The organism is Streptomyces synnematoformans, from assembly GCF_039531005.1.
In the GTDB taxonomy this organism is placed as follows: Bacteria; Actinomycetota; Actinomycetes; order Streptomycetales; family Streptomycetaceae; genus Streptomyces; species Streptomyces synnematoformans.
On sequence record NZ_BAAAPF010000021.1, the window covers coordinates 22,497 to 43,556 of the forward strand.

A 21,060-nucleotide genomic window follows, 5' to 3' on the forward strand; every position below is an offset into this window, starting at 1 on the left:
CCCGCTGACCTCCCGCTGACCCCCCGTCGGCCGGCCCCGCCGCCCCCCGGCTGCCCGCCCGCGCTCGCCCTGCCGCTCCGTCAGCGAGCGAGGAGCGCGGGCGGGCACTCGACGCCGGCAGCCCGCCGCCCGGCGCCCCGGCGGCGTGTCGGTCCGCGCCCCGCCGCCGCCGGCACCCAACGATGGGTGCGCCGAGGCGAGAGGAGCCGCACCGTGGCCCTGCACCAGACCGACCGCGGCGTCGCCGCACCGTACGACGACGTCTACGCGATGCCCGTCAGCGAGCACACGCTGCCCAAGTACCGGATGCCCGAGGCGGTCTCCGACCCGCGCGCGGTCTACGCCCTCATCCACGACGAGCTGGCCCTCGACGGCAACGCCGCGCAGAACCTGGCGACGTTCTGCACCACCTGGGCCGAGGCCGAGGTGCACCAGCTCATGGACGAGTGCCTCGACAAGAACATGGTCGACAAGGACGAGTACCCGCAGACGGCCGACATCGAGAGCCGCTGCGTGCACATCCTCGCCGACCTGTGGCACTCCCCGCAGGGCGCGAGCACCATGGGCTGCTCCACCACCGGCTCCAGCGAGGCCGCGATGCTCGGCGGCCTCGCGCTCAAGTGGCGCTGGCGCAAGCGCCGCGAGGCCGAGGGCAGGCCCGCCGGCCGGCCGAACCTCGTCTGCGGGCCGGTGCAGGTGTGCTGGGAGAAGTTCGCCCGCTACTTCGACGTCGAGCTGCGCCAGGTGCCGCTGGAGCCGGACGCCACCGGGCTGCGCCCGCACCAGCTGCGCGATCACGTCGACGAGAACACCATCGGCGTCGTCGCCATCCTCGGCGTCACGTACACCTGCGACTACGAGCCGGTGCAGGAGATCGCCGCCGAACTCGACGCGATCCAGGCCGACACCGGTCTTGACGTGCCCGTGCACGTGGACGCCGCCAGCGGCGGCTTCGTCGCCCCGTTCCTCCACCCCGGTCTTGAGTGGGACTTCCGCGTGCCGCGGGTGGCGTCCATCAACTCCTCGGGTCACAAGTACGGCATGGCGCCCCTCGGCGTCGGCTGGGCGGTCTGGCGCTCCGCCGACCTGCTGCCCGGGGACCTGGTGTTCCGCGTCAGCTACCTGGGCGGCGACATGCCCACGTTCGCGCTCAACTTCTCCCGGCCGGGCGGCGAGGTCGTCGCGCAGTACTACAACCTGCTGCGGCTCGGCCGCGAGGGCTACCGCCGCATCTACCGGGCCGCGTCCGACAGCGCCCGGTGGCTGGGCGGGGAGATCGCCGGCATGGGGCCGTTCACGCTGCTGTACGACGGGCGCGGCGCCCTGCCGGCCGTGTCGTGGACGCTGACGGACCCGGCCGGCACGGGCTTCACGCTGTACGACCTGACGGAGCAGCTGCGGCTGCGCGGCTGGCAGGTGCCGGCGTACCCGCTGCCGCCGCGGCGGCAGGAGACCGTCGTCCAGCGGGTGCTGATCAGGCACGGGATCAGCCACGACAAGGTCGAGCTGCTGGCGGCGGACGTCCGGGCGGCGCTGGCGCGGCTGCGGGACGGCGCGGGGAAGCCGGCGCCGCACCAGCCGGGGTTTCACCACTGAGAGCACGCCGGGCCCCGCCGCGGCCCCGGGTTCCGCCACGGCCCGGGTCACCGCCCCCCGAGGAGCACGCGGGGCGGTGACCCCGCCTCTCAGGCGAAGAGGTCCCGGCGTATGCCCACCGTGCGGAAGAGGTGGTCGCGGGACTCTTCGAGTTCGCGCCGCAGGTGCCCGGTGTGCGCGTCGAGCAGCCGCCCCCGCCACTTGCGGACCCTGCCGGCGACGATCACGGTGTCGACGTTGGTGCGGTCCATCAGCGACACCACCGCCCCCGGCACGTTGTTGAGCGGCGCGACGTTGAGGGCGGAGGCGTCCAGCAGGACGATGTCGGCCTCCTTGCCGGGGGTGAGGGAGCCGGTCCTGCCGTCGAGCCCCAGGTGCCGGGCGCCGTTGACGGTCGCGAACCGCAGGACGTCGCGGACGGTGAGCAGCGGCGGGGTGCCCGGGGCGGGGACGGGGTAGGCGTCGGGGGGCGTGAAGTCGCCCTGTTCGAGGACCATCTGGTTGACGAGCATCCGCTGCATGGTCATCGCGGAGCGCATCTGCGTGAAGGGGTCGGCGGCCATGGTGGTCTCGACGTCGGAGCTGAGCGAGGGCTCCATGCCGAATTCCTGCATCGTGAGGATGGGCGGCATGCCGTGCCGCATGGTCATCTCGATCGGGAAGGCGACCGAGACGCTCACGCCGGCGTCGCGGGCTCTCCGCCAGGCGAGGTCCGACATCCCGGTCATGTGGATGAACATGACGTCGGGGCCGAAGCCGAGGTCGCCCGTGGCCCCGCCGGTGCCGCGGGCCAGGTCGTCGATGATCGGCCGGTACCCCGCGCTGGAGACGGCGTGCGCGGCGATCCGCAGCCCCAGCTCGCGGGCGATGCCCCAGGAGCGGGTGTAGACCTCCTCGGGCAGGTGGATCTCGCCACCCATGACCATGGTCAGCAGCTGGTCGTCGGAGGAGAACCACCGGTCCCTGAGGCGGTACGCGTCCTCGGGGTAGCGGGCGCCGGCGCGCCCGTCGCCCTCGAAGAAGCCGAACGCGGCGCGGCGCCCGGTGTCGGCGAGCGCCTGGACCGCGGCGTCGCTGTGCTCGGGGGAGTGGTGGATCTGGGAGACGTCGAGCACGGTGGTGACGCCGGCGTCCAGCTGGGACAGACCGGCGGCGAGCGAGTTGAGGTAGACGTCCTGCGGCCGGTACGCGGGCGCGAAGCGCTCCAGGACGTACTCGACGTACGAGGGGTCGGCGCTCGGCGAGCCCGATCCGTCGTCGAGCAGCAGCCCGTTCGGGAGGAACGCGCGCAGCGCGGTCTCGAACTGGTGGTGGTGGGTGTCGACGAAGCCCGGCATGACGATGCGCCCGCGCGCGTCGATCACCTCCGCGCCGCGGGCGTCGATGCGGGGCCGGACCGCGACGATCTTCTTGCCCTCCACCAGGACGTCGGCGGCCTCGAAGTCGCCGACGCGGGGGTCCATCGACATCACCGCGCCGCCCCGGACGACGTACCGGCGCCCCCGCGGCGGCGCCTCCGCCCGCTCGGCCCGGTCTGCCCGGTCGGCGTCGTCGGCCTGGTCCGCCCGGTCACGGCCGCGGGCCGTCGCGGCCGGGCCGGCCGCGAACAGTCCGGCGCCCGCCGTTGCGGCGGCCGTCGAGGCCCTCAGGAAATTGCGACGCCCGTGGTAGCTGGTCACCTGGGTCTCCCGGAACTTGTGAGTTGATGTGTCATCTCAAGCGTAGCCCGACGAGTTGATTCGTCAACTCGCCGTAGGATGGCCCCATGGCACCGCAGGTACTGACCGAACGCGAACTCCGCGCATGGCGGACGTCCTTCCGGATGCTGGAACTGCTGCGGACCCGGCTCGAACAGCAGCTCCAGGCCAGCAGCGGGCTGTCCAACGCGGACTACACGGTGCTCGCGCTGCTCTCCGAGGCGCCGGACCGGCGGCTGCGCGTCTTCGAACTCGGCCGGGCGGCCGGCTGGGAGAAGAGCCGCCTGCACCACCAGCTCACCCGGATGGGGACGCGCGGCCTCGTCGTCCGGGAGCGGTGCGGCTCCCGCGGCATGTACGCGGTGATCACCGAGAAGGGCCGCGCCGCGCTGCGGGAGGCCGCGCCCGGCCACGCCCGGGAGGTCCGGCGGCTGTTCGTCGACCGGCTCACCCCCGAGGAACTCGACCGCTTCGCCGGCCTCGCCGGCACGATCCTCGACGGCCTCCTCCAGGCCGACGAGCCGGCCGCGCCGGGCCGGCTCCCCGAGCCGTAGCCGCGGACCCCTGCGCGGCCGCCTACGGCATCACCGCAAGCACGAGGTACGCGCAGAACAGCGCCAGATGCACCCCGCCCTGCTGCAGGGTCGCCCGCCCGTGCGTCACCGTCAGCGTCCCCACCACCACCGTCATCGTCAGCAGCACCAGCTGGTTGTCGCCCAGCCCCAGCTTCAGCGGCCCCGCCAGCCAGATCGACGCGACCGCGACCGCCGGGATCGTCAGCCCGATGCTCGCGATCGCCGAGCCGTACGCCAGGTTCAGGCTCGTCTGCACCCGGTCCCGGCCCGCCGCCCGCACCGCCGCGATCGACTCCGGCAGCAGCACCAGCAGCGCGATCGCCGCGCCCACCGCCGACCGCGGCAGGTCCGCCGCGTCGAGCCCGTCCTCGATCGCCGGCTGCACGCCCTTCGCCAGGCCCACGACGCAGACCAGCGCCAGCAGCAGCAGCCCGAGGCTCAGCCGGGCGGCGCGCGGGGACGGCCGGTGCGCCGGGTCGTCCAGGTCGTCGATGACGTCGCCGGCGGGCGTCACGGGCAGGAACTTCTCCCGGTGCCGCACCGTCTGGGTGGCGACGAAGAGCCCGTACAGCGCGATCGACGCGAGCGCCGCGAAGGCCAGCTGCGGCGCCGAGAAGACCGGGCCCGGCTCGCTCGACGTGAACGTCGGCAGGACGAGGCTGAGGCCGGCCAGCGTCGTCACCGTCGCCAGCTGCGTGCCCGTGCCCTCGGCGCTGAAGAACGCCTCGCCGTGGCGCAGCGCGACCAGCAGCAGGCTGAGGCCGACGATCCCGTTGCAGGTGATCATCACGGCGGCGAAGACGGTGTCGCGGGCGAGCGCGCTCGACTTCCCGCCGCCGTCGGCCATGATCGTGACGATCAGCGCCACCTCGATGACCGTCACCGCCACCGCCAGCACCAGCGCCCCGTACGGCTGGCCGATCCGCTCGGCGACCACCTCCGCGTGGTGCACGGCGGCCAGCACGGCGGAGACGAGGAAGAAGGCGACGGCGGCGGTGACGGCGCCGGAGAGCGAACGCTGCCAGGTGAGGGCGAGCACCACGGCCGCGACCGGCGGCCCGACCGCCGGCCAGGAGAGACGTCGGGCAGCCGTGCGGACGGTCATGCTCCGACACTGGCAGAGGGCGGGTGCACCCGCTCCCCGTGCGCGCCCGGACGGCGGTCCCGTACGCCCCGCGCGCCGCCGGCTCCGTACGCCCGCACGCCGCCCGCCGCCGTACGCCGCCGCCCGCCCGGGTCAGCCCGCCGCGGCCAGGCGGTGCTCCTGCGGGCTCACCCCGTGCACCCGCTTGAACGCCGCGCTCAGCGCGAACGGGCTCCCGTACCCCACCCGCCGCGCCACCGCGCCCACCGTCGCGTCCGGCTCCCGCAGCAGATCCGCCGCCAACGCCAGCCGCCACCCCGTCAGATACGTCATCGGCGGCTCCCCGACCAACTCCGCGAACCGCCGCGCCAGCGCCGCCCGCGACACCCCCGCCCGCACCGCCAGCTCCGCCACCGTCCACGGGTGCGCCGGGTTGTTGTGCAGCAGCTTCAGCGCCCGGCCGACCACCGGATCGCCCTGGGCCCGGTACCACCCCGGCGCCTGCGCCTCCGGCCGGGCGAACCACGCCCGCAGCGCCGCCACCGTCAGCAGGTCCAGCAGCCGGTCCAGCACCACCTCCTGCGCCGGGTCGTCCCGCACGATCTCCTCCTCCAGCAGCGGCAGCAGCGGGCAGTCCCAGGTGTCCCGGCGCAGCACCACCAGCCGCGGCAGCGCGTCCAGCAGCCGCGCGCCGATCTCGCCGGTGTGCTCGTACGAGCCGATGAGCATCTTCGCCGCGCCGTCGCCGCTGCGCCCCCAGGTCCGTACGCCCAGGTCCATGTCCTCGGCGAGGCTGCGGCCGTCCGGCGTCTCGCAGCGCCCGCCCGGGTGGATCAGCGCCTGCGGCTCGGTGGCCGGGTCGTCGGAGAAGACGTACGGGTCGGGGCCGCGCATGATCGCGATCTCGCCCTCGTCCATCCGCACCGGCTCCGCGTCCTCGTACGTCACCCACGCCGTGCCGCTCGCCAGCGCCACGACGCACAGCGGCGCCCGGTCCACGATCCGCACCGACCACGGCGGGTCGAGGATCGCGCGCATCATGAACGCGCCGCGTGCGCGAGGGCTGTCGAGGAGTCCGCCGAGCGAGTCCATACGGGCCAGGGTAGACGCTCGCGTATGCGGGCGAGCCGCTGAACCATGGAGCGTCCAGCCCGGCGCGGCTTGACTGGGGATATGACGAACACCGAGCAGCACACCAACCTGGTCATCGGCGGCACCGGCAAGACCGGCCGCCGCGTCGCGCAGCAGCTGGCCGCCCGCGGCCACGCCGTCCGCGCCGTCTCCCGCCGCAGCGAGGTCCCCTTCGACTGGCACGACCCCGCCACCTGGGAGCCCGCACTCCGCGGCGTCCGCGCCGCCTACCTCACCTACGCCCCCGACCTGGCCGACCCCGCCGCCGTCCCCGCCGTGCGCGCGTTCACCGAGACGGCGGTACGCGCCGGGGTGCGGCGGTTCGTGCTGCTCTCCGGGCGCGGCGAACCCGAATGCCACCCCGCCGAGGACGTCGTCAAGGACTCCGGCGCGGAGTGGACCGTCGTCCGCTGCGCCTGGTTCATGCAGAACTTCGACGAGGACTTCCTCCTCGACCCGGTGCTCGGCGGCGAACTCGTCCTGCCCGCCGCCGACGTGCCCGAGCCGTTCGTCGACACCCGCGACATCGCCGACGTCGTGGTCGCGGCCCTCACCGAGGACGGGCACAGTGGGACCACGTACGAGCTGACCGGCCCCCGGCTGCTCACGTTCGGCGAGGCCGCGGCCGAGATCAGCAAGGCCACCGGCCGCGAGGTGCGGTACGTGCCGGTCACCCACGAGCAGTTCCGCGAGGTGGTCGCCGGGCAGCTGCCGGAGGAGTTCGTCGAGATCTTCGCCGAGCTGTTCACGCGCATCCTCGACGGCCGCAACGCACACCTGTCCGACGGCGTACGGCAGGCCCTGGGGCGCGCGCCCCGCGACTTCACCGACTTCGTGCGCGAGGCGGCCGAGAGAGGAGCCTGGAATGTCTGACCTCCGCACGGCGGTGCTGTTCGCGGCCGTCCTCACCACGGGGCTGAGCGCCGGGCTGTTCTACGTCTGGTCGTACTCGGTGATGCCGGGCCTCGCCCGCGCAAGCGACCGCAGCTTCGTCGAGACCTTCCAGCACATGAACAGGGCGATGATGAACGGCTGGTTCGCCCTCAGCTTCGGCGGCGCCATCGTCCTCCTGCTGCTGGCCGGCGGGCTGCTGCTCGGCGCGGACGGCGACCAGCGGTCGAAGGCGCTGCCGTGGGTGATCGCGGCGTTGGCGCTGTACGCGGCCATGCTCGTCATCACCTTCGCCGTCAACGTGCCGCTGAACGACGAGTTGGACGCGGCCGGCGCCGTCGACCAGATCAAGGACCTGGCGGCCGTGCGGGAGCGGATGGAAGACAGGTGGGTGCGGTGGAACAACGTCCGCTCCGTCGTCTCCGTGCTCTCCTTCGGCTGCGTGACGTGGGCGCTGCTGCAGTACGGACGCGCCACCGGCAAGGGGTAGCGCCGGTGACGGCACGGGGCCGGCGCCGGGAACCACGGGGTCCCGGCGCCGGCCTCCGTCCGCGGCGATCAGTCGTCGCCGCGGTCGTCGGCGTCGTCGCGGCGGTCGTCGCGGTCGTCGTCCTTGCCGTCGTCGTCCCTGCGGTCGTCGCGGTCGTCGCGGTCGTTACGGTCGTCGGCGTCCTCGTCGCGCCCGTCGTCACCGCGGTCGGCGACGACCTCGCCGCTGCCGGCGTCGACGGCGACCTCGTACCACGTGCCGTCGTCGCCGAGGATGTCGATCTCCCACCGGTGGGCGCCGCGGTCGTCGCCGTCGAACTCGGCCGACTCCACCGTGCCGGCCCGCTCCTGCAGCGCCGCCGCGACGGCGTCGTCGACGGTCACCTTCGCCGCCGCGAGCGCCTCGGCCTCGGCGCGGCCGTCGCCGTCGTCGTCCCTGCCGTCGTCGTCCCGGTCGTCACCGTCACCGTCGTCGTCGCGGTCGTCCCGGTCGTCGGCGCCGTCGTCGCCCACCCGCACGTCCGCCGGCATCGAGGCCGCCTCCGCCCCGTCGTCGTCCGCGACCGCGACCGCGGTCACCGTGCCGCCCGTGACCAGCGCGGCGGTGGCGACGGCGGCGATGACGATGTTGCGCTTCATGAGGGTTCCTCCCGCTTTCGGCGGCTTCTGCCGCTGTGTGCTGACGGAGACCAAGCTGCCTGAACGATCCTGAAGGCACCCTGAAGCCACCTGAAGGGTTCTTCAGCTTCGGTTTGCCACCCTGGGGGCATGCGACTGCTGATCGTCGAGGACGAACGACGCCTCGCCACCTCCCTCGCCCGCGGGCTCGCCGCCGAGGGCTTCGCCGTGGACGTCGTGCACGACGGCGTCGAGGGCCTGCACCGGGCCACCGAGACCGACTACGACCTCGTCGTCCTCGACATCATGCTTCCCGGCATGAACGGCTACCGCGTCTGCGCCGCCCTGCGCGCCGCCGGCGACGAGACCCCGATCCTCATGCTGACCGCCAAGGACGGCGAGTACGACGAGGCCGAGGGCCTCGACACCGGCGCCGACGACTACCTCACCAAGCCCTTCAGCTACGTCGTCCTCCTCGCCCGGGTACGCGCCCTGCTGCGCCGCCGCGGCCGCACCGCCGCGCCCGTGCTGCGCGTCGGCGCCCTCGCCGTCGACCCGGCCGCCCGCCGGGTGCACGTCGGCGGGACGGAGGTGACGCTGACGGCCAAGGAGTTCGCCGTCCTGGAGGTGCTGGCGCAGCGCGCCGGCGAGGTCGTGGCCAAGTCCGAGATCCTCGACCACGCCTGGGACTTCGCCTACGACGGCGACCCCAACATCGTCGAGGTCTACGTCAGCACGCTGCGCCGCAAGCTCGGCACCCGCACCATCCAGACCGTGCGCGGCGCCGGCTACCGGCTCGCCGACCCGGACCCCCGTCCCGACCCGGCCGGCGGCGGGGCCCGTGCGTAACCCGTTCTCCTCGGTACGCGCCAAGGCCGCGGTCGGCGCGACGGCCGTCGTCGCCCTGGCGCTGGTCGCCGCGGGCGTCGCCGTGCTGCTCGTACTCCGCTCCAACCTGCACGACCAGGCCGCCCTGCAGGCCGAGGTGAACGCCCGCCGGATCGCCACCGAGCTGAGCAACGGCGTCCCGCTCGCCGACATCGACCTCCCCGACGACAGCCCCATGGTCGTACGCGCGGACGACGACGCGATCCTGCTGGTCAGCGACGGTCTCACGCACCTCGACGGCGCCGGCGGGGCCGCCACCGACCCCCCGCCCGAGACCCGCACCCGGCCCTCCGCGACCCCGACCCCGACCCCCACCCCGTCGCCCACAGGGGACGACGACGCGGACGACGACTCCGACGACGACGCGGACGGCGCAGACGACTCCGACGACGACGCGGACGACGACACCGGCACGGACTCCGACGCCGCCGACCCGCGCCGCGGCGAGGTCGCGGACCAGGCGGAGTACGACGACGGCCGGGCCGTACTCGACGGCAGGCTCGGCGACTACCGCTTCGCCGGCCTCAAGACCACGTCCCCGCGGGACCGGACCTACACCGTCTGGGCCGGCGTCCCCCTGGACACCGAGCAGAACGCCGTCGACACCGTCGGCCGCGCCATGCTCGCCGGCCTGGTGCCGCTGCTCGCCGTCGTGGCCGGGGTGACCTGGCTGGTCACGCGGCGCGCGCTGCGCCCCGTCGAGGGCATCCGCGGTGAGATGGCCGCCATCACGGCCTCCACCGACCTCTCCCGCCGCGTCCCCGAGCCCGCCACCCGCGACGAGGTCGCCCGGCTGGCCCGTACGACCAACGAGACCCTGACCGCGCTGGAGGAGTCCGTCGAGCGCCAGCGCCGCTTCGTCGCCGACGCCTCGCACGAGCTGCGCAGCCCCATCGCCTCGCTGCGCACCCAGCTGGAGGTCGCCGCCGCCCACCCCGAACTCCTCGACCTCGACGGCGCCGTGGCGGACACCGTGCGGCTGCAGGGCCTCGCCGCCGACCTGCTGCTGCTGGCCCGGCTGGACGCCGGCGAGGAGCCGGTGGGCAAGCCGGTCGCGCTGGGCGCGCTGGTGCGCGAGGACGTGGCGCGGCGGGAGGGCGCGGAGGGCCGGGTGGCGGTCGTGGCCGGAGAAGTGGCGGACGCGACGGTGGCCGGCTCGCGGAGCCAACTGGAGCGCGTCCTCGGCAACCTGCTGGACAACGCCGTACGGCACGCCGCCGGCCGCGTCGACGTCGGGGTGCGCCGCGAGGGTCCGTGGGCGGTGCTGGAGGTCGCGGACGACGGCGCGGGGGTGCCGGCGGCCGACCGGGAGCGGATCTTCGAGCGGTTCGTCCGCCTCGACGACGCGCGCAGCCGCGACGACGGCGGCGCGGGCCTGGGGCTGGCGATCGTCCGGAACGTGGTCGTACGCCACGGGGGCACGATCGGCGTCGCCGAAGCCCCGGGCGGCGGCGCCCTGTTCACCGTCCGGCTGCCGCTCGACCGCACCGAGCACGGCAGCTGACCGCCCGCGCGTGGAAATTCGTGCAAACCTTCCGCGTCCGTCCTGCGTCTTCCCCAGTGCACCGGCCGGTGTCCGCCCGTACGCACCGGCCGGTGCTCCGTGCCGCGCGCAGCACCCCGCACGCGGTTCACCCACGGCGGCGGAACCAACGCTGCTTGCGTGATTGCGTGTATCGCCGCGGCGATCGACCGGATGATCGCGGAAGGCTCCTGGGCGAAGGCCGCCGCGGCCAACCTCGTCGGCGTGGCCGGCTACGACCCCCGCCCGCCCGAGACGACCGGTTGACCAAGCGGAGCGACGCCGCACAACCCCACCCCCGCCGGGGCATCCCTGCTGTGCGTATCCCGCTCCGCTGGCGAGCGCCGCGAGGGCGGGGTGAGCGGTCACGCGTCGCCTGCGCCGGGCGGACGGGCCTTCGCCCTCCGCCCGGCGCCGCGACGGCTCAGGCTTAGGAGTCCAGGAACTTGTCGCAGTTGCCGTGCCAGACCCACTCGTGGGAGCTGATGCTGTTGTTCACCGAGACGCCGTTGGTGTAGTAATGGCCGCTGAGCGTTTCCGAGTAGGACCCGGACTTCGCGAGGCAGGTGTGCCCACCGCTGTAGTGAGGGTGCTGGTAGACCTTGACGGCTATGCCGGACGTCCCCTTGTGCACGACGGACGTCGCCTTGTCGTTGGCGGTGCCCTGGAAGCGGCCCGTGCTGTCGGCCCAGTTGCTGTCGTTGCCGGCGTCGCTGCCGAGCAAGCCCGTGCAGTCGCTGTTGTCATAGGCGCGGAAGTGGCCCGCGGGGGTGCTCTTCCACGCCGATTCGCAGTTTGCGGAGGCGGCCTGCGCCCCGGAGGCGGGGACGAGCGCGGCGAGGCTGGCGAGGCCGAGCGTGGCGGCTGCGGCCAGGATTCTGCGCATGATGCATCTCCTTGGACAGGTGGTGTCGTACGGTGCGGGTTCTTCCCACGGCGGTCGTGCCGCGGAAGTCTGGATGCCGGAGAGAGCCGGAACGGTTCTGGGGGCGCAGACCGGTGGCGGGCTCAGGCAGTGGCGCCGGTGATCTCCTCGGCCCGAGCCAGCATCGCGGAAGGCTCCTGGGCGAAGGCCGCCGCGGCCAACCTCGTCGGCGTGGCCGGCTACGACCCCCGCCCGCCCGAGACGACCGGTTGACCAAGCGGAGCGACGCCGCACAACCCCACCCCCGCCGGGGCATCCCTGCTGTGCGTATCCCGCTCCGCTGGCGAGCGCCGCGAGGGCGGGGTGAGCGGTCGCGCGTCGCCTGCGCCGGGCGGACGGGCCTTCGCCCTCCGCCCGGCGCCGCGACGGCTCAGGCTCAGGAGTCCAAGAACTTGGCGCAGTTGCTGTGCCAGGCCCACTCGTGGGAGCTGATGCTGTTGTTCACCGAGACGCCGTTGGTGTAGTAATGGCCGCTGAGCGTGTCCATGTAGTACTCGGCCTTCGCGAGGCAGGTGTGCCCACCGCTGTAGTGAGAGTGCTGGTAGACCTTGACGGCCATGCCGGATGTCCCCTTGTGCACGAGGGACGTCGCCTTGTCGTTGTCGGTGCCCTGGAAGCGGCCCTCACTGTTACTCCAGTTGCCGTCGTAGCCGGGGTCGGAGCCGAGGAGTCCACTGCAGTTGCTGCTGTTGTAGGCGCGGAAGTGGCCCGAAGGGGCGTTGTGCCATGCGTTGTCGCAGGCCTCGGAGGCGGCCTGCGACCCCGAGGCGGGGACCAGCGCGCCGAGGCCGGCGAGGCCGAGGGTGGCGGCTGCGGCCAGGATTCTGCGCATGATGCATCTCCTTGGATTGGTCGTGCCGTACAGTTCCGCCGCGACGGTCATGCCGCGGACGTGTGTGGGTGCCGGAGAATCCGGACGGTCCGCGGGGCGCGGGCCGGTGGCGGGCCTCAGGCCGTGGTGCCGGTGATGTCCTCGGCCCGGGCCAGCGCGGCCAGGCTCATCTGCCGGTACGTGGCGATCTCGTCGCGGTACGCGCCGAGCCGCTTGCCCCGGTACTCCTTCTCCAACGCGCGTGCGGTCGCGGCGAGCGGGGTCCCGGTGGCGCATCTGGCCTCGGCGACCGCCAGCCGCACCTCCACGGCGTGGGCCTTGTCCGAGCTCAGCCCTTTGGTGAGCGCGGGAAGTTTCGCCCGGATCGCGGGCGGGTCGGCGTAGGTGTGCCCCGCCTCGCGCATGCAGGTGGACCACTCGCCGACCGCGTCGGCGAAGCGCCGGTCTCGAACGAGGTCGGGAACGAAGAGCTCGGTCACGTTCGTGGCGACCTTCTCCGCCGTGAACCAGGTCGCGAAGTCGCCGTAGAGCCGCTCCTTGGCCTCCGTCAGGCAACTGTGCCGCGGGGTCCGGACGGTGCCGCCCGTGGGCAGCTCGACGCTCAGCATTCCGGCGGACAGGGCACCGTTGAGCGTTTCGTCATAGCGCAGTCGCTCCTTGCGCGGGAGGCCGTTGGCGTACGCGTGGTTCGGGTCCTCGCGCTGGAGCCGGGGCAGCCGCTCGCTCAGCCGGCCGCCGTAGCCGTGCCGGCTCGCCCAGTCGACGTCGGTCACCAGGTAACCGCCGGCCTTGAGGTCATCGACGGTCGGCAGCGGGCCCACCCAGTACGAGAACCCTTCCCCCGCCATGCACTCCTTGACCAGCAGCGCTTCGGCGCGCTGGAGTTGGATCTGCTCGCGGTGGGTCAACTCCCGTGCCATCGGCCCGGAGCGGCCGGGATCCGGCCGGTCGGCGGATGTGGCTGCGGTGCAGCCGCCCGCGGCACCCACGGTGATCGCCGCGGCCAGACAGACGTACGCCGGTGACCGTTTCATGATGCGCTACCCCCTGTTGCCACCCACTCCTGCCCGCGGTGGCCTGTTCAGCGGCTCCTACGGTCACCCGGCGGCCCGTACCGGGGCAACACCGTTGCAACTGGGCGAAAAAGCCGACGTCAACGGCGGGAACGGCGTGCTCCGGCAGATTGCGGGTGCCTGGGCGCAATGATCGCGGACAAGGGGGTCCGGCTCACTGTCCGGGCGGCGGTGACAGGTTGTTGTACGAAACCGGCCAGGGTGGCGTGTGAGCGTCAGGAATTCATGGCGACCCGGTCGGACTCGCTGCGCGGCACGCAGAACTGCCCTGGGATCGCAGGAGGTTAAGGACCACATCGAGCGCCGACTCGTACCGGCGCTCGTCCCGAAACCGCTGGACCTCGTCAGTCACCTCGGGCACGGGATCATTGTACTCAGGGAAGTCAACTACCTCGGGCTGAAGTGTCCGAGGTTTGCAGGCAGAGTGGGACGGAAGCTTGATGGCCCACCGTGGAATCCTGCGTCTGGAACGCCTGGGGCGTTCTGGGGCGGTTGACTGCGCCCCGCTGCCACGCGGCATCGGCCCGGTGGGCGATGTTGCGGGAGCCGTTGTGGTCCGCGTGCAAGGCTGTCCCGCAGGATCGGCATGCGAACCGAGCTTGTTCCACCCTGTTCGAGCGGTGGGTGTGCCAGCACTCGGAGCACTGGCGGGAGGTGTGGCGCGGGTCCACATAGACCACGGGCACACCGGCCCGCCGGGCTTTGTACTCGACAAAGGCGCCGAGCTGGGCGAAGGCCCAGGAGTGCAGTCGTGCCCGCTGGTCTTTCCTGGCCGTGACCCTCTGCCGGATACCGGTCAGGTCTTCCAGACCGATACCACGGGAGGTGCGTTCAGCGGTGGCGACGAGCTTCTTGGCGATGATGTGGTTGCGCTGGGTGGCGTAGTGGGCCTCCTTACGCCGCTGACGCTTGAGGACGCGGGCCGCGGACTTGGTGCGCTTCTTCTACAACTTGGTACGCAGATCACGCTTGCGCTGCCGGTACCGGTTCACCTGACGGCTGGACATGATCTTGCCGTCCGAGGTGGTGGCGATGTTGACGATGCCGAGGTCCACGCCGAGGAACCCGTCCGGCTGCAGGAGTTCCGGTTCGGGGATGTCGATGGTGGCGATCAGGAAGACCATGCCGTCCCGCATCACCAGGTCGGATTCGCCCTTGCGCGAGGCGAGCAGGGACATGGCCTGCTCGGAGCAGACGAACGGGATGCCCTTGAGCCGCCCGGCAACCGTCCAGATGGACACACTCGTGGCGTCGAGATTCCAGGTCAACATCCGGTCGTCGTATGGCTGCGCCGACTCCTCGCGGAAACGGATCGGCCTCGACTCCGCCTTGGCGCGGCGCTTGGAGCCTTCCGGACCGTAGTTCCCGGCCCGCAGGTTCGCCTGGAACGTGGCGTAGGCGTCGCACACCTTCTTGACCGTGCGCACTGCCGCCTGCGCCCCGAGATCAAAGTCAGTCTTGATCCGGTGGTAGACGGCCTCTTGCAGCACGTTCCGGCGCTTGAGGTGCTTGGCGAAGGCCACTTCGGAGGCTGCGTTCGCGGCCCGGTTGCAGGCACGCAGGGTCGCTGCCAGTGCGTTCGCATCGTGTGCGGATGCGGGCAGCAATTTCACCTGCGCGGTTATTTTCACGCAAGTGACACTAGTGTGCTGAGTCGTTTGTTCGCGGGCGGTTGTAGGGTGTGGTGATGCCTGGTCCGAAGCCGTTGCCGGTGGTGCTGTCCGACGAAGAACTCCGTGTATTGCGACGCTGGTTGAGGAAGCAGACGGCTGCTCAGGCTCTGGTGCTTAGGTCTCGGATCGTGCTGGCGTGTGCGGAGGGCTTGTCGAACGCGAGCAGGTCGCGGATGACCTGGGGATTTCGCGGGAGACGGTACGCAAGTGGCGGGCGAGGTTCGTCAAGGACCGGCTGGAGGGCCTGACGGACAGGCCGCGTCCGGGGCCGCCGCGCAGGATCACGGACGAGCAGGTCGAGGCACTGGTGACCAAGACTCTGGACGAGAAGCCTTCGTCGGGGGATTCACACTGGTCGACGCGGTCGATGGCCGAGGCGACCGGTATGTCGCAGTCCGCGGTCTCGCGTATCTGGCGGGCGTTCGGGCTCAAGCCCCACACCGTGGAGACGTGGAAGCTGTCCACGGATCCGCAGTTCGTCACCAAGGTCCGCGACGTTGTCGGGATCTATCTCTCCCCTCCGGAGAACGCCCTGGTCCTGGCGGTGGACGAGAAGTCGCAGATCCAGGCCCTGGACCGCACCCAGCCAGTGCTGCCCATGGCGCCGACGACGCCGGCGAGGATGACGCACGACTACGTGCGCCACGGCACCACCAGTCTGTTCGCCGCCCTGGACATCGCCTCCGGGTCGGTCATAGCCCAGCACCACCGGCGCCACCGCCACACCGAGTTCCTGCGCTTTCTCAAGACCATCGACGCGGCCGTCCCGAAGGATCTGGACCTGCATCTGGTCCTGGACAACTACGCCACCCACAAGACCGAAGCGGTCAAGAAGTGGCTGCTGCGCCACCCACGCTTCCACCTGCACTTCACTCCCACCTCCGCGTCCTGGCTGAACCTCGTCGAGCGCTGGTTCGCCGAGCTGACCCGCCGCAAACTCCGCCGCTCGGCCCACCGCAGCGTCATCGAGCTGGAACGCGACATCCGCGGCTGGATCAACGAGTGGAACAAGAACCCCAAGCCGTTCGTGTGGACCAAGACCGCTGACGAGATTCTCGAAACCCTCGCCGCATACTGCACAACAATTAACGACTCAAGACACTAGCGTGTTGAGTTGTTACTGACTCGGCTGAAGTTCCTGATGCTGCTGGGGCGTTGGCTGGACTCCATGGTGTGCGAGGTACGTGGGGGCGGGCTGACCGCCGCGGGGTGTCAGCGTCGCGAGCACGTGCGCGCGCAGGCGGCCGAGTTGTCGACGACGCTCACCAGTTCCTCAAGGCGCCGGTCGTGCTGGTGTGGGACCGGCTCAACACCCACGTCTCCCGCAGGATGCGCAAGCTGATCGACGATCGGAAGTGGCTGACGGTGTTCCTGCTGCCGCCTACTCACTCGACCCCAACCCCGTCGAGTGAGTGTGGGCACATGTCAAACGCAGCCTGGTCAACCGCGCCGTCGTCGCCCTCGACCGCTTGGAGATGCTCGTCCGCAAACGGCTCCGGCGCCTCCAGTACCGGCCCGGCACCCAAAGTCATAGAGCTGTCCGGACAGCTCGATCGCCGCCGCCCTAGCCGATCTCCTCCAGGGACCCCGCACATGAGCACTGCCACGCCACTGGCGAAGCGGCTACGGCGCCGCATGGCCGACTCCCTCCTCACCGCCGGCGCCCTCACCTCACCAGGCTGGCACCGGGCGTTCGCCACCGTTCCCCGCGAGGCGTTCGTCCCCGAGTTCAGTGTGCGCGCCGCAGACGGAGCAAGCGGTCTACGGCGACGACTCGGTCTGACCCAGCACGACACCGCAACCAACTCATCGACCCGCCCGCACATGATGGCGCTGATGCTCGAAGCACTGCGCCCCCTCGACGGCGCCCGCATCCTCGAAGTGGGCACCGGCACCGGTTACAACGACAAGTCCACCCCGGAGGAACCATCGTCGCCAACATCGGCAACGGCCTCGCCACCCTCCGCGTCAACGAGGACCACGGCGCCTCCGGCAGCTTCCTGCCCACCCTCGCCGCCTTCATGACGGCCCGCCCCACCCCGGACACGACCACCGCCCCCGCACCCAACCACGCAAGGCGCCTGGTCACCGCCGTCGGCGCCGCCCGCGTCATCGATCTGCCGGTCGACCTGACCGCCGACATGCCGCAGTTCCTCGGCTCGCTCGTGCACCCCGAGGTCGTCGAACTCACTCTCACCGACGCCGAGGGCCGGCAGCTGCACGGCCTCGTACACCAGAAGTCCGGATCGTGGGCCCGCTTCACCCTCGGCGCCGACAGCACCGCCCGCCTGGAAACCGGCGGCCCTCGCGATCTGTGGAGCGAACGCGCCCCGCTGCTCACCCACTGGACCAGAGCGGGCAGGCCGCCGGCCGACGCGTACAGCCTGACCGTCCACACCGGCGGGGAGCACGAACTCAGCTATCAGGGATACCCCCGCTTCACGCTCCCCGCCTGAGAGGCTGCCAGAGGGGCGGTTCGGGTGTACCCACCGGGGTTGACATGCAAGCAACAAGGATCATACTCACACGTAAGGTATGGGAGCGCTCCCAACTGCCCCTCTCAGTCCAGGAGGAACGCACACATGCCCCTTCAACATCTGCTCCCCCGAGCAGTCACCACCTCCGCAGTCGCCGGCCTGTTGCTCGCCAGCACCCTGGCCGGTGACGCGAACGCCCACGGCTCGACCACCGATCCACCCTCGCGGGTCTACGGGTGCTTCGACCGGTGGGGCAGCAACTTCCAGGACCCTGCCATGGAGGAGCAGGACCCGATGTGCTGGCAGGCGTGGCAGGCCGATGACAAGGCCATGTGGAACTGGAACGCCGTGAACCGCGAGGGCGTCGGGGGCGAGTATGAGGCCGTGATCCCGGACGGTCAGCTGTGCAGCGGTGGTCTGACGCACGAAGGCCGGTATGCGATCTTTGACGAACCCGGCCCGTGGCAGGCGGCCACCAAGCCCCGGCAGTTCACGCTGACGGTCACCGACAGAGTGCCGCATGGCGCTGACTACATACGGGTGTACATCACCAAGCAGGGCTACGACCCGATCACGCAGCCGCTGGGCTGGGACGATCTCGAACTCATCACCACCACGGGCTCTTACCCCCCGGGAGACGGCATCTACCAGACCGAGGTGGACGCCGGCGACCGCACGGGACGGCACGTCGTCTTCGCCATCTGGCTGGCCGCCCACAAGGACGAGTCCTACTACATGTGCAGCGACGTGATCTTCGAGTAGCACCCTCGGCACAGCTCCCCTTGACCACGCGGTGGCCACCAGATCGACGGTACGCCGCCCGAGCAGGACTCTTTCATCGATCTCCTGGGGTCCTGGCCGGAGGGGGCCTGTCCAGGGGGTGTGCCAGCCTGTGGCTTCGGACACGGTGCCGCGCGAGGCTACAGTAGCCGGGCCTCTCCACACCTCACTGCGGCTGCCGCCCCACGTGAGGTGGCGCCACCCCCACTGCCCCCAAGACGCGGGGGCGTGGGTGTGGAGCCAGACGAGCTGGGAACGGACGTCGCGCGGAACCGGGGCCCTCTTTGAGCTGAGCCACTTCTGGCACCGCGGCCCTGGCGACTCCCGGCGGTGACCGACTCCCGGCATCGACGACGCGGCAACCGCGCGGTCGTCAGGGGCGCAGCCGCGCCATCCACGCCTCCACCTCGTCGGCCTGCCGCGGCAGGCCGTCCGACAGGTTCCGGCAGCCGTCCTCCGTCACGAGGATGTCGTCCTCGATCCGCACGCCGATGCCCCGGTACTCCTCGGGCACCGTGAGGTCGTCGGGCTGGAAGTACAGCCCCGGCTCCACCGTCAGGCACATCCCGGCCCGCAGCGTCCCGCCCACGTACTCCTCCGTGCGGGCCGCGGCGCAGTCGTGGACGTCGATGCCGAGCATGTGCCCGGTGCCGTGCAGCGTCCAGCGCCGCTGCAGCCCCAGCTCCAGCACCTTGTCCACGTCCTCGACCTGCAGCAGCCCCCACTCGATGAGCTTTGCGGCCAGCACCCGCTGCGCGGCGTCGTGGAAGTCGCGGTACGCCGCGCCCGGCCGCACGGCGGCGATGCCCGCCTCCTGCGCCTCGTACACGGCGTCGTAGATCCGCCGCTGCAGCGGGGTGAACGTGCCGTCGATGGGGAGGGTGCGGGTGACGTCGGCGGTGTAGAGGTTGCGGGTCTCGACGCCGGCGTCGAGCAGGAGCAGCTCGCCGGCGCGGACCGCGCCGTCGTTGCGCACCCAGTGGAGCGTGGTGGCGTGCGGGCCGGCGGCGCAGATGGAGCTGTAGCCGACGTCGTTGCCCTCGACGCGGGCGCGGAGGAAGAACGTGCCCTCGATGTAGCGTTCGCCGGTGGCCTCGGCCCGGTCGAGGACCTTCACGACGTCCTCGAAGCCGCGCGCGGTGGACTCGCAGGCGTACTCCAGCTCCGCGATCTCGAACTCGTCCTTGACGAGCCGCATCTCGGAGAGGAAGACGCGGAACTCCTCGTCCCGCTCCTTGGTGACCTTGTCGGTCAGCGCCTTCTCGACGGCGGCGTCGTAGCCGCGCAGCAGCCGTACGGGGCCGGTGGCCTCCGCGAGGTGCTCGGCCAGCTTGCGGACGTCCTTGACGGGCAGGCCGAGCAGTTTCTCGTTCTCGGTGAGGCTGTTGCGCCGGCCGACCCACAGCTCGCCCTGGCCGGAGAGCCAGAACTCGCCGTTGTCGCGGTCGGAGCGCGGCAGCAGGTACGCGGTGGCCTCGTGGCCCGGCGTGCCGTCGCCGGCGGTCACCGGCTCCAGGACGAGGACGCCGTCCTCGGTCTGGTCGCCGGTGAGGTAGGCGTAGTCGGAGGAGGGGCGGAAGGGGTAGTCGGTGTCGTTGGCCCGCGTCTTGAGGTTGCCGGCGGGCACGACGAGGCGTTCGCCGGGGAAGCGGGCGGAGAGCGCGGCGCGGCGGCGGGCGGCGTACGGGGCCTGCGGGACGGGTTCGAGGTCGTGCCGTTCGGTGTCGGCCCAGCCGGACTTCATGTTCTCGGCGAGTTCGTCCGAGAGGCCGCCGTACAGGCCGTTCTTGCGCGGCTTGACGGCCGGCTCCCGCGCGCCGTCCGCCCCGTCCGCGCCGTCGGCGCCCTCCGCGGTCGCCGTCGGCTCCACGGTCTCCGCGGTCTCGGGCGTCCGGGTCTGCGGCTGCTCCTCGGTCACGGCTTCCTCCTCTGCGATGCGTCGGCCGCCTCCCAGCGTACGGCCGGGGGCGGGGCTCGTGGCCCCCGCGAGCAGTGACGTTTCGTACGGCGCCGACGGCTCCTACGGCCCGTACGGCGGCGTCAGCCGGTGAGCTGGACGGCGAGCAGGACGACGTCCTCCGGGTGGTCGGCGCCGTCGCCGTCGCCGGGCCCGTCGCCGGGGCCGGCGGGCAGGAGGCGGGCGAGGACGTGGTCGGTGAGCGCCTCGGGGTCGTCGCGTACGGGCGCGGGGGCGGTGGCGGCGGCGTGGTGGAGGCGGGTCATGGCCTGCTCGGCGGGGCGGCCGGTGCGGTGGAGGAGGCCGTCCGTGTAGAGCAGGACGGTTTCTCCGGGGGCGGGGTCGATCGTGACGCTGGGGGCCTCCCAGCAGGTCAGCATGTTCAGCGGGGCGGACAGCGAGGTCTCGGCGTACTCGGTGCGCCACGGGCCGGTGACCAGCGGCGGGCAGTGGCCGGCGCCGGCCACGACGATGCTGCGGCGGCCGGGAGGCGCGTACGCGAAGAGGGCGGTGGCGCGGCGCCCGGGTTCGGTGAGCCGCATCAGGAGTTCCAGGTCGGACAGGACGGCGACGGGGTCCTCGCCCTCCATCACCGCGTACGCCCGCAGCCCCGTGCGCAACTGCCCCATCGCGGCGACCGCGGCGGGCCCGCCGCCGCCGGCCGAGCCGACGGCGAGGCCGAGGGCGCCGTCGGGGAGGGGGAGGACGTCGTAGAAGTCGCCGCCGCCGAGGGGCCCGCTGCGGTGCCGGACGGCGACGCGGGCGCCGGGGACGCGCGGGAGGCGGGCGGGGAGCAGGGCGGCGCGGACGCCGTCGCCGGGGGTGCGCGCGCGGGCCAGGTCGGGGAGGGGG

20 protein-coding genes and 3 pseudogenes are annotated in these 21,060 nt (G+C 72.1%); 12 read left to right on the top strand and 11 right to left on the bottom strand.

All coding sequences use genetic code 11. The features are described 5' to 3' along the window. Window positions 1–213: 213 nt before the first annotated feature. Window positions 214–1,596: a glutamate decarboxylase gene (gad, locus tag ABD317_RS06610; protein ID WP_425582294.1), complete on the top strand. Its 1,383-nt coding sequence runs from the start codon at window positions 214–216 to the stop codon at window positions 1,594–1,596. 89 nt (window positions 1,597–1,685) lie between these two features. Here the strand turns inward: gad and ABD317_RS06615 are convergent, their stop codons facing one another. After that, window positions 1,686–3,275 carry an amidohydrolase family protein gene (locus ABD317_RS06615; protein WP_344288762.1) on the bottom strand — a complete coding sequence of 530 codons (1,590 nt, stop codon included), beginning with the start codon at window positions 3,273–3,275 and terminating at the stop codon, window positions 1,686–1,688. Between the two features lie 86 nt (window positions 3,276–3,361). On the opposite strand from ABD317_RS06615, the gene ABD317_RS06620 reads away from it, so the two are divergent. Further along, entirely contained in the window at window positions 3,362–3,847 is a 486-nt protein-coding gene (locus ABD317_RS06620; RefSeq protein WP_425582295.1) for a MarR family winged helix-turn-helix transcriptional regulator, read from the top strand. A gap of 22 nt (window positions 3,848–3,869) precedes the next feature. Here ABD317_RS06620 and ABD317_RS06625 read toward each other — a convergent pair whose 3' ends face one another. Both ABD317_RS06625 and ABD317_RS06630 read right to left on the bottom strand, forming a co-directional pair. Beyond that, on the bottom strand, window positions 3,870–4,973 hold the full coding sequence (locus ABD317_RS06625) for a calcium:cation antiporter (RefSeq protein WP_344288764.1): 1,104 nt from the start codon (window positions 4,971–4,973) through the stop codon (window positions 3,870–3,872). Window positions 4,974–5,105: 132 nt separating this feature from the next. Next, window positions 5,106–6,044, bottom strand: a complete 939-nt coding sequence (locus ABD317_RS06630; protein WP_344288766.1) for an AraC family transcriptional regulator — start codon at window positions 6,042–6,044, stop codon at window positions 5,106–5,108. Window positions 6,045–6,125: 81 nt separating this feature from the next. Between ABD317_RS06630 and ABD317_RS06635 the strand changes: the two genes are divergently transcribed. After that, on the top strand, window positions 6,126–6,956 hold the full coding sequence (locus ABD317_RS06635; protein WP_344288768.1) for an NmrA family NAD(P)-binding protein: 831 nt from the start codon (window positions 6,126–6,128) through the stop codon (window positions 6,954–6,956). After that, window positions 6,949–7,464, top strand: a complete 516-nt coding sequence (locus ABD317_RS06640) for an anthrone oxygenase family protein (protein ID WP_344288770.1) — start codon at window positions 6,949–6,951, stop codon at window positions 7,462–7,464. Before ABD317_RS06635 ends, ABD317_RS06640 begins: the two co-directional genes overlap by 8 nt. Window positions 7,465–7,532: 68 nt before the next feature. Here ABD317_RS06640 and ABD317_RS06645 read toward each other — a convergent pair whose 3' ends face one another. Then, on the bottom strand, window positions 7,533–8,102 hold the full coding sequence (locus tag ABD317_RS06645) for a PepSY domain-containing protein (protein WP_344288771.1): 570 nt from the start codon (window positions 8,100–8,102) through the stop codon (window positions 7,533–7,535). Window positions 8,103–8,231: 129 nt separating this feature from the next. Between ABD317_RS06645 and ABD317_RS06650 the strand changes: the two genes are divergently transcribed. The 3 genes from ABD317_RS06650 to ABD317_RS06660 all read left to right on the top strand — a co-directional run bounded on the left by ABD317_RS06650 (window position 8,232) and on the right by ABD317_RS06660 (window position 10,758). Then, window positions 8,232–8,930, top strand: coding sequence for a response regulator (locus ABD317_RS06650; RefSeq protein WP_027752827.1), 699 nt, complete (start codon window positions 8,232–8,234; stop codon window positions 8,928–8,930). Continuing rightward, entirely contained in the window at window positions 8,923–10,473 is a 1,551-nt protein-coding gene (locus tag ABD317_RS06655) for a sensor histidine kinase (RefSeq protein WP_344288772.1), read from the top strand. The genes ABD317_RS06650 and ABD317_RS06655 overlap by 8 nt, the downstream gene beginning before the upstream one ends. 159 nt (window positions 10,474–10,632) lie before the next feature. Further along, window positions 10,633–10,758: a hypothetical protein gene (locus ABD317_RS06660; RefSeq protein ID WP_344288774.1), complete on the top strand. Its 126-nt coding sequence runs from the start codon at window positions 10,633–10,635 to the stop codon at window positions 10,756–10,758. 163 nt (window positions 10,759–10,921) lie between these two features. On the opposite strand, the gene ABD317_RS06665 is transcribed toward ABD317_RS06660, so the two are convergent. The 5 genes and pseudogenes from ABD317_RS06665 to ABD317_RS06685 form a co-directional block, all read right to left on the bottom strand. Continuing rightward, window positions 10,922–11,377, bottom strand: a complete 456-nt coding sequence (locus ABD317_RS06665) for a peptidase inhibitor family I36 protein (RefSeq protein WP_344288776.1) — start codon at window positions 11,375–11,377, stop codon at window positions 10,922–10,924. A 415-nt stretch (window positions 11,378–11,792) separates the two neighbouring features. Continuing rightward, window positions 11,793–12,248 carry a hypothetical protein gene (locus tag ABD317_RS06670; protein WP_344288778.1) on the bottom strand — a complete coding sequence of 152 codons (456 nt, stop codon included), beginning with the start codon at window positions 12,246–12,248 and terminating at the stop codon, window positions 11,793–11,795. A 116-nt stretch (window positions 12,249–12,364) separates the two neighbouring features. Next, a complete protein-coding gene (locus ABD317_RS06675; protein ID WP_344288780.1) occupies window positions 12,365–13,282 on the bottom strand; it encodes a hypothetical protein in 918 nt (305 codons plus the stop codon). Window positions 13,283–13,704: 422 nt separating this feature from the next. Beyond that, a pseudogene (locus ABD317_RS06680) lies at window positions 13,705–14,196 on the bottom strand (RNA-guided endonuclease TnpB family protein); the annotation flags it as partial. A gap of 69 nt (window positions 14,197–14,265) precedes the next feature. Continuing rightward, complete coding sequence (locus tag ABD317_RS06685; protein ID WP_344288782.1) at window positions 14,266–14,952, bottom strand: hypothetical protein; 687 nt, start codon at window positions 14,950–14,952, stop codon at window positions 14,266–14,268. Between the two features lie 56 nt (window positions 14,953–15,008). Here ABD317_RS06685 and ABD317_RS06690 point away from each other — a divergent pair. The 5 genes and pseudogenes from ABD317_RS06690 to ABD317_RS06705 all read left to right on the top strand — a co-directional run bounded on the left by ABD317_RS06690 (window position 15,009) and on the right by ABD317_RS06705 (window position 18,233). Further along, a pseudogene (locus ABD317_RS06690) lies at window positions 15,009–16,099 on the top strand (IS630 family transposase). 86 nt (window positions 16,100–16,185) lie between these two features. Beyond that, window positions 16,186–16,562 (top strand): annotated as a pseudogene (locus ABD317_RS37755) (transposase); the annotation flags it as partial. Between the two features lie 25 nt (window positions 16,563–16,587). Continuing rightward, on the top strand, window positions 16,588–17,019 hold the full coding sequence (locus tag ABD317_RS06695) for a hypothetical protein (protein WP_344288784.1): 432 nt from the start codon (window positions 16,588–16,590) through the stop codon (window positions 17,017–17,019). Continuing rightward, window positions 17,016–17,450: a hypothetical protein gene (locus tag ABD317_RS06700; RefSeq protein ID WP_344288786.1), complete on the top strand. Its 435-nt coding sequence runs from the start codon at window positions 17,016–17,018 to the stop codon at window positions 17,448–17,450. Before ABD317_RS06695 ends, ABD317_RS06700 begins: the two co-directional genes overlap by 4 nt. A 126-nt stretch (window positions 17,451–17,576) precedes the next feature. Beyond that, window positions 17,577–18,233, top strand: a complete 657-nt coding sequence (locus ABD317_RS06705) for a lytic polysaccharide monooxygenase auxiliary activity family 9 protein (protein WP_344288788.1) — start codon at window positions 17,577–17,579, stop codon at window positions 18,231–18,233. A 391-nt stretch (window positions 18,234–18,624) separates the two neighbouring features. Here ABD317_RS06705 and ABD317_RS06710 read toward each other — a convergent pair whose 3' ends face one another. Together ABD317_RS06710 and ABD317_RS06715 are read right to left on the bottom strand one after the other, a co-directional pair. Then, window positions 18,625–20,169: an aminopeptidase P family protein gene (locus ABD317_RS06710; protein ID WP_425582296.1), complete on the bottom strand. Its 1,545-nt coding sequence runs from the start codon at window positions 20,167–20,169 to the stop codon at window positions 18,625–18,627. 122 nt (window positions 20,170–20,291) lie between these two features. Beyond that, window positions 20,292–21,060 (bottom strand): PP2C family protein-serine/threonine phosphatase (locus tag ABD317_RS06715; protein WP_344288790.1); only part of this gene is annotated, 769 nt, incomplete at its 5' end.

What these genes read in the sequence shown, in the direction of transcription:
- ABD317_RS06620 (WP_425582295.1), top strand. Translation starts at nt 3,362, where the DNA reads ATGGCACCGCAGGTACTGACCGAACGCGAACTCCGCGCATGGCGGACG.
- ABD317_RS06625 (WP_344288764.1), bottom strand. Translation starts at nt 4,973, where the DNA reads ATGACCGTCCGCACGGCTGCCCGACGTCTCTCCTGGCCGGCGGTCGGG.
- ABD317_RS06630 (WP_344288766.1), bottom strand. Translation starts at nt 6,044, where the DNA reads ATGGACTCGCTCGGCGGACTCCTCGACAGCCCTCGCGCACGCGGCGCG.
- ABD317_RS06635 (WP_344288768.1), top strand. Translation starts at nt 6,126, where the DNA reads ATGACGAACACCGAGCAGCACACCAACCTGGTCATCGGCGGCACCGGC.
- ABD317_RS06640 (WP_344288770.1), top strand. Translation starts at nt 6,949, where the DNA reads ATGTCTGACCTCCGCACGGCGGTGCTGTTCGCGGCCGTCCTCACCACG.
- ABD317_RS06645 (WP_344288771.1), bottom strand. Translation starts at nt 8,102, where the DNA reads ATGAAGCGCAACATCGTCATCGCCGCCGTCGCCACCGCCGCGCTGGTC.
- ABD317_RS06650 (WP_027752827.1), top strand. Translation starts at nt 8,232, where the DNA reads ATGCGACTGCTGATCGTCGAGGACGAACGACGCCTCGCCACCTCCCTC.
- ABD317_RS06665 (WP_344288776.1), bottom strand. Translation starts at nt 11,377, where the DNA reads ATGCGCAGAATCCTGGCCGCAGCCGCCACGCTCGGCCTCGCCAGCCTC.
- ABD317_RS06670 (WP_344288778.1), bottom strand. Translation starts at nt 12,248, where the DNA reads ATGCGCAGAATCCTGGCCGCAGCCGCCACCCTCGGCCTCGCCGGCCTC.
- ABD317_RS06675 (WP_344288780.1), bottom strand. Translation starts at nt 13,282, where the DNA reads ATGAAACGGTCACCGGCGTACGTCTGTCTGGCCGCGGCGATCACCGTG.
- ABD317_RS06695 (WP_344288784.1), top strand. Translation starts at nt 16,588, where the DNA reads ATGAGCACTGCCACGCCACTGGCGAAGCGGCTACGGCGCCGCATGGCC.
- ABD317_RS06700 (WP_344288786.1), top strand. Translation starts at nt 17,016, where the DNA reads ATGACGGCCCGCCCCACCCCGGACACGACCACCGCCCCCGCACCCAAC.
- ABD317_RS06705 (WP_344288788.1), top strand. Translation starts at nt 17,577, where the DNA reads ATGCCCCTTCAACATCTGCTCCCCCGAGCAGTCACCACCTCCGCAGTC.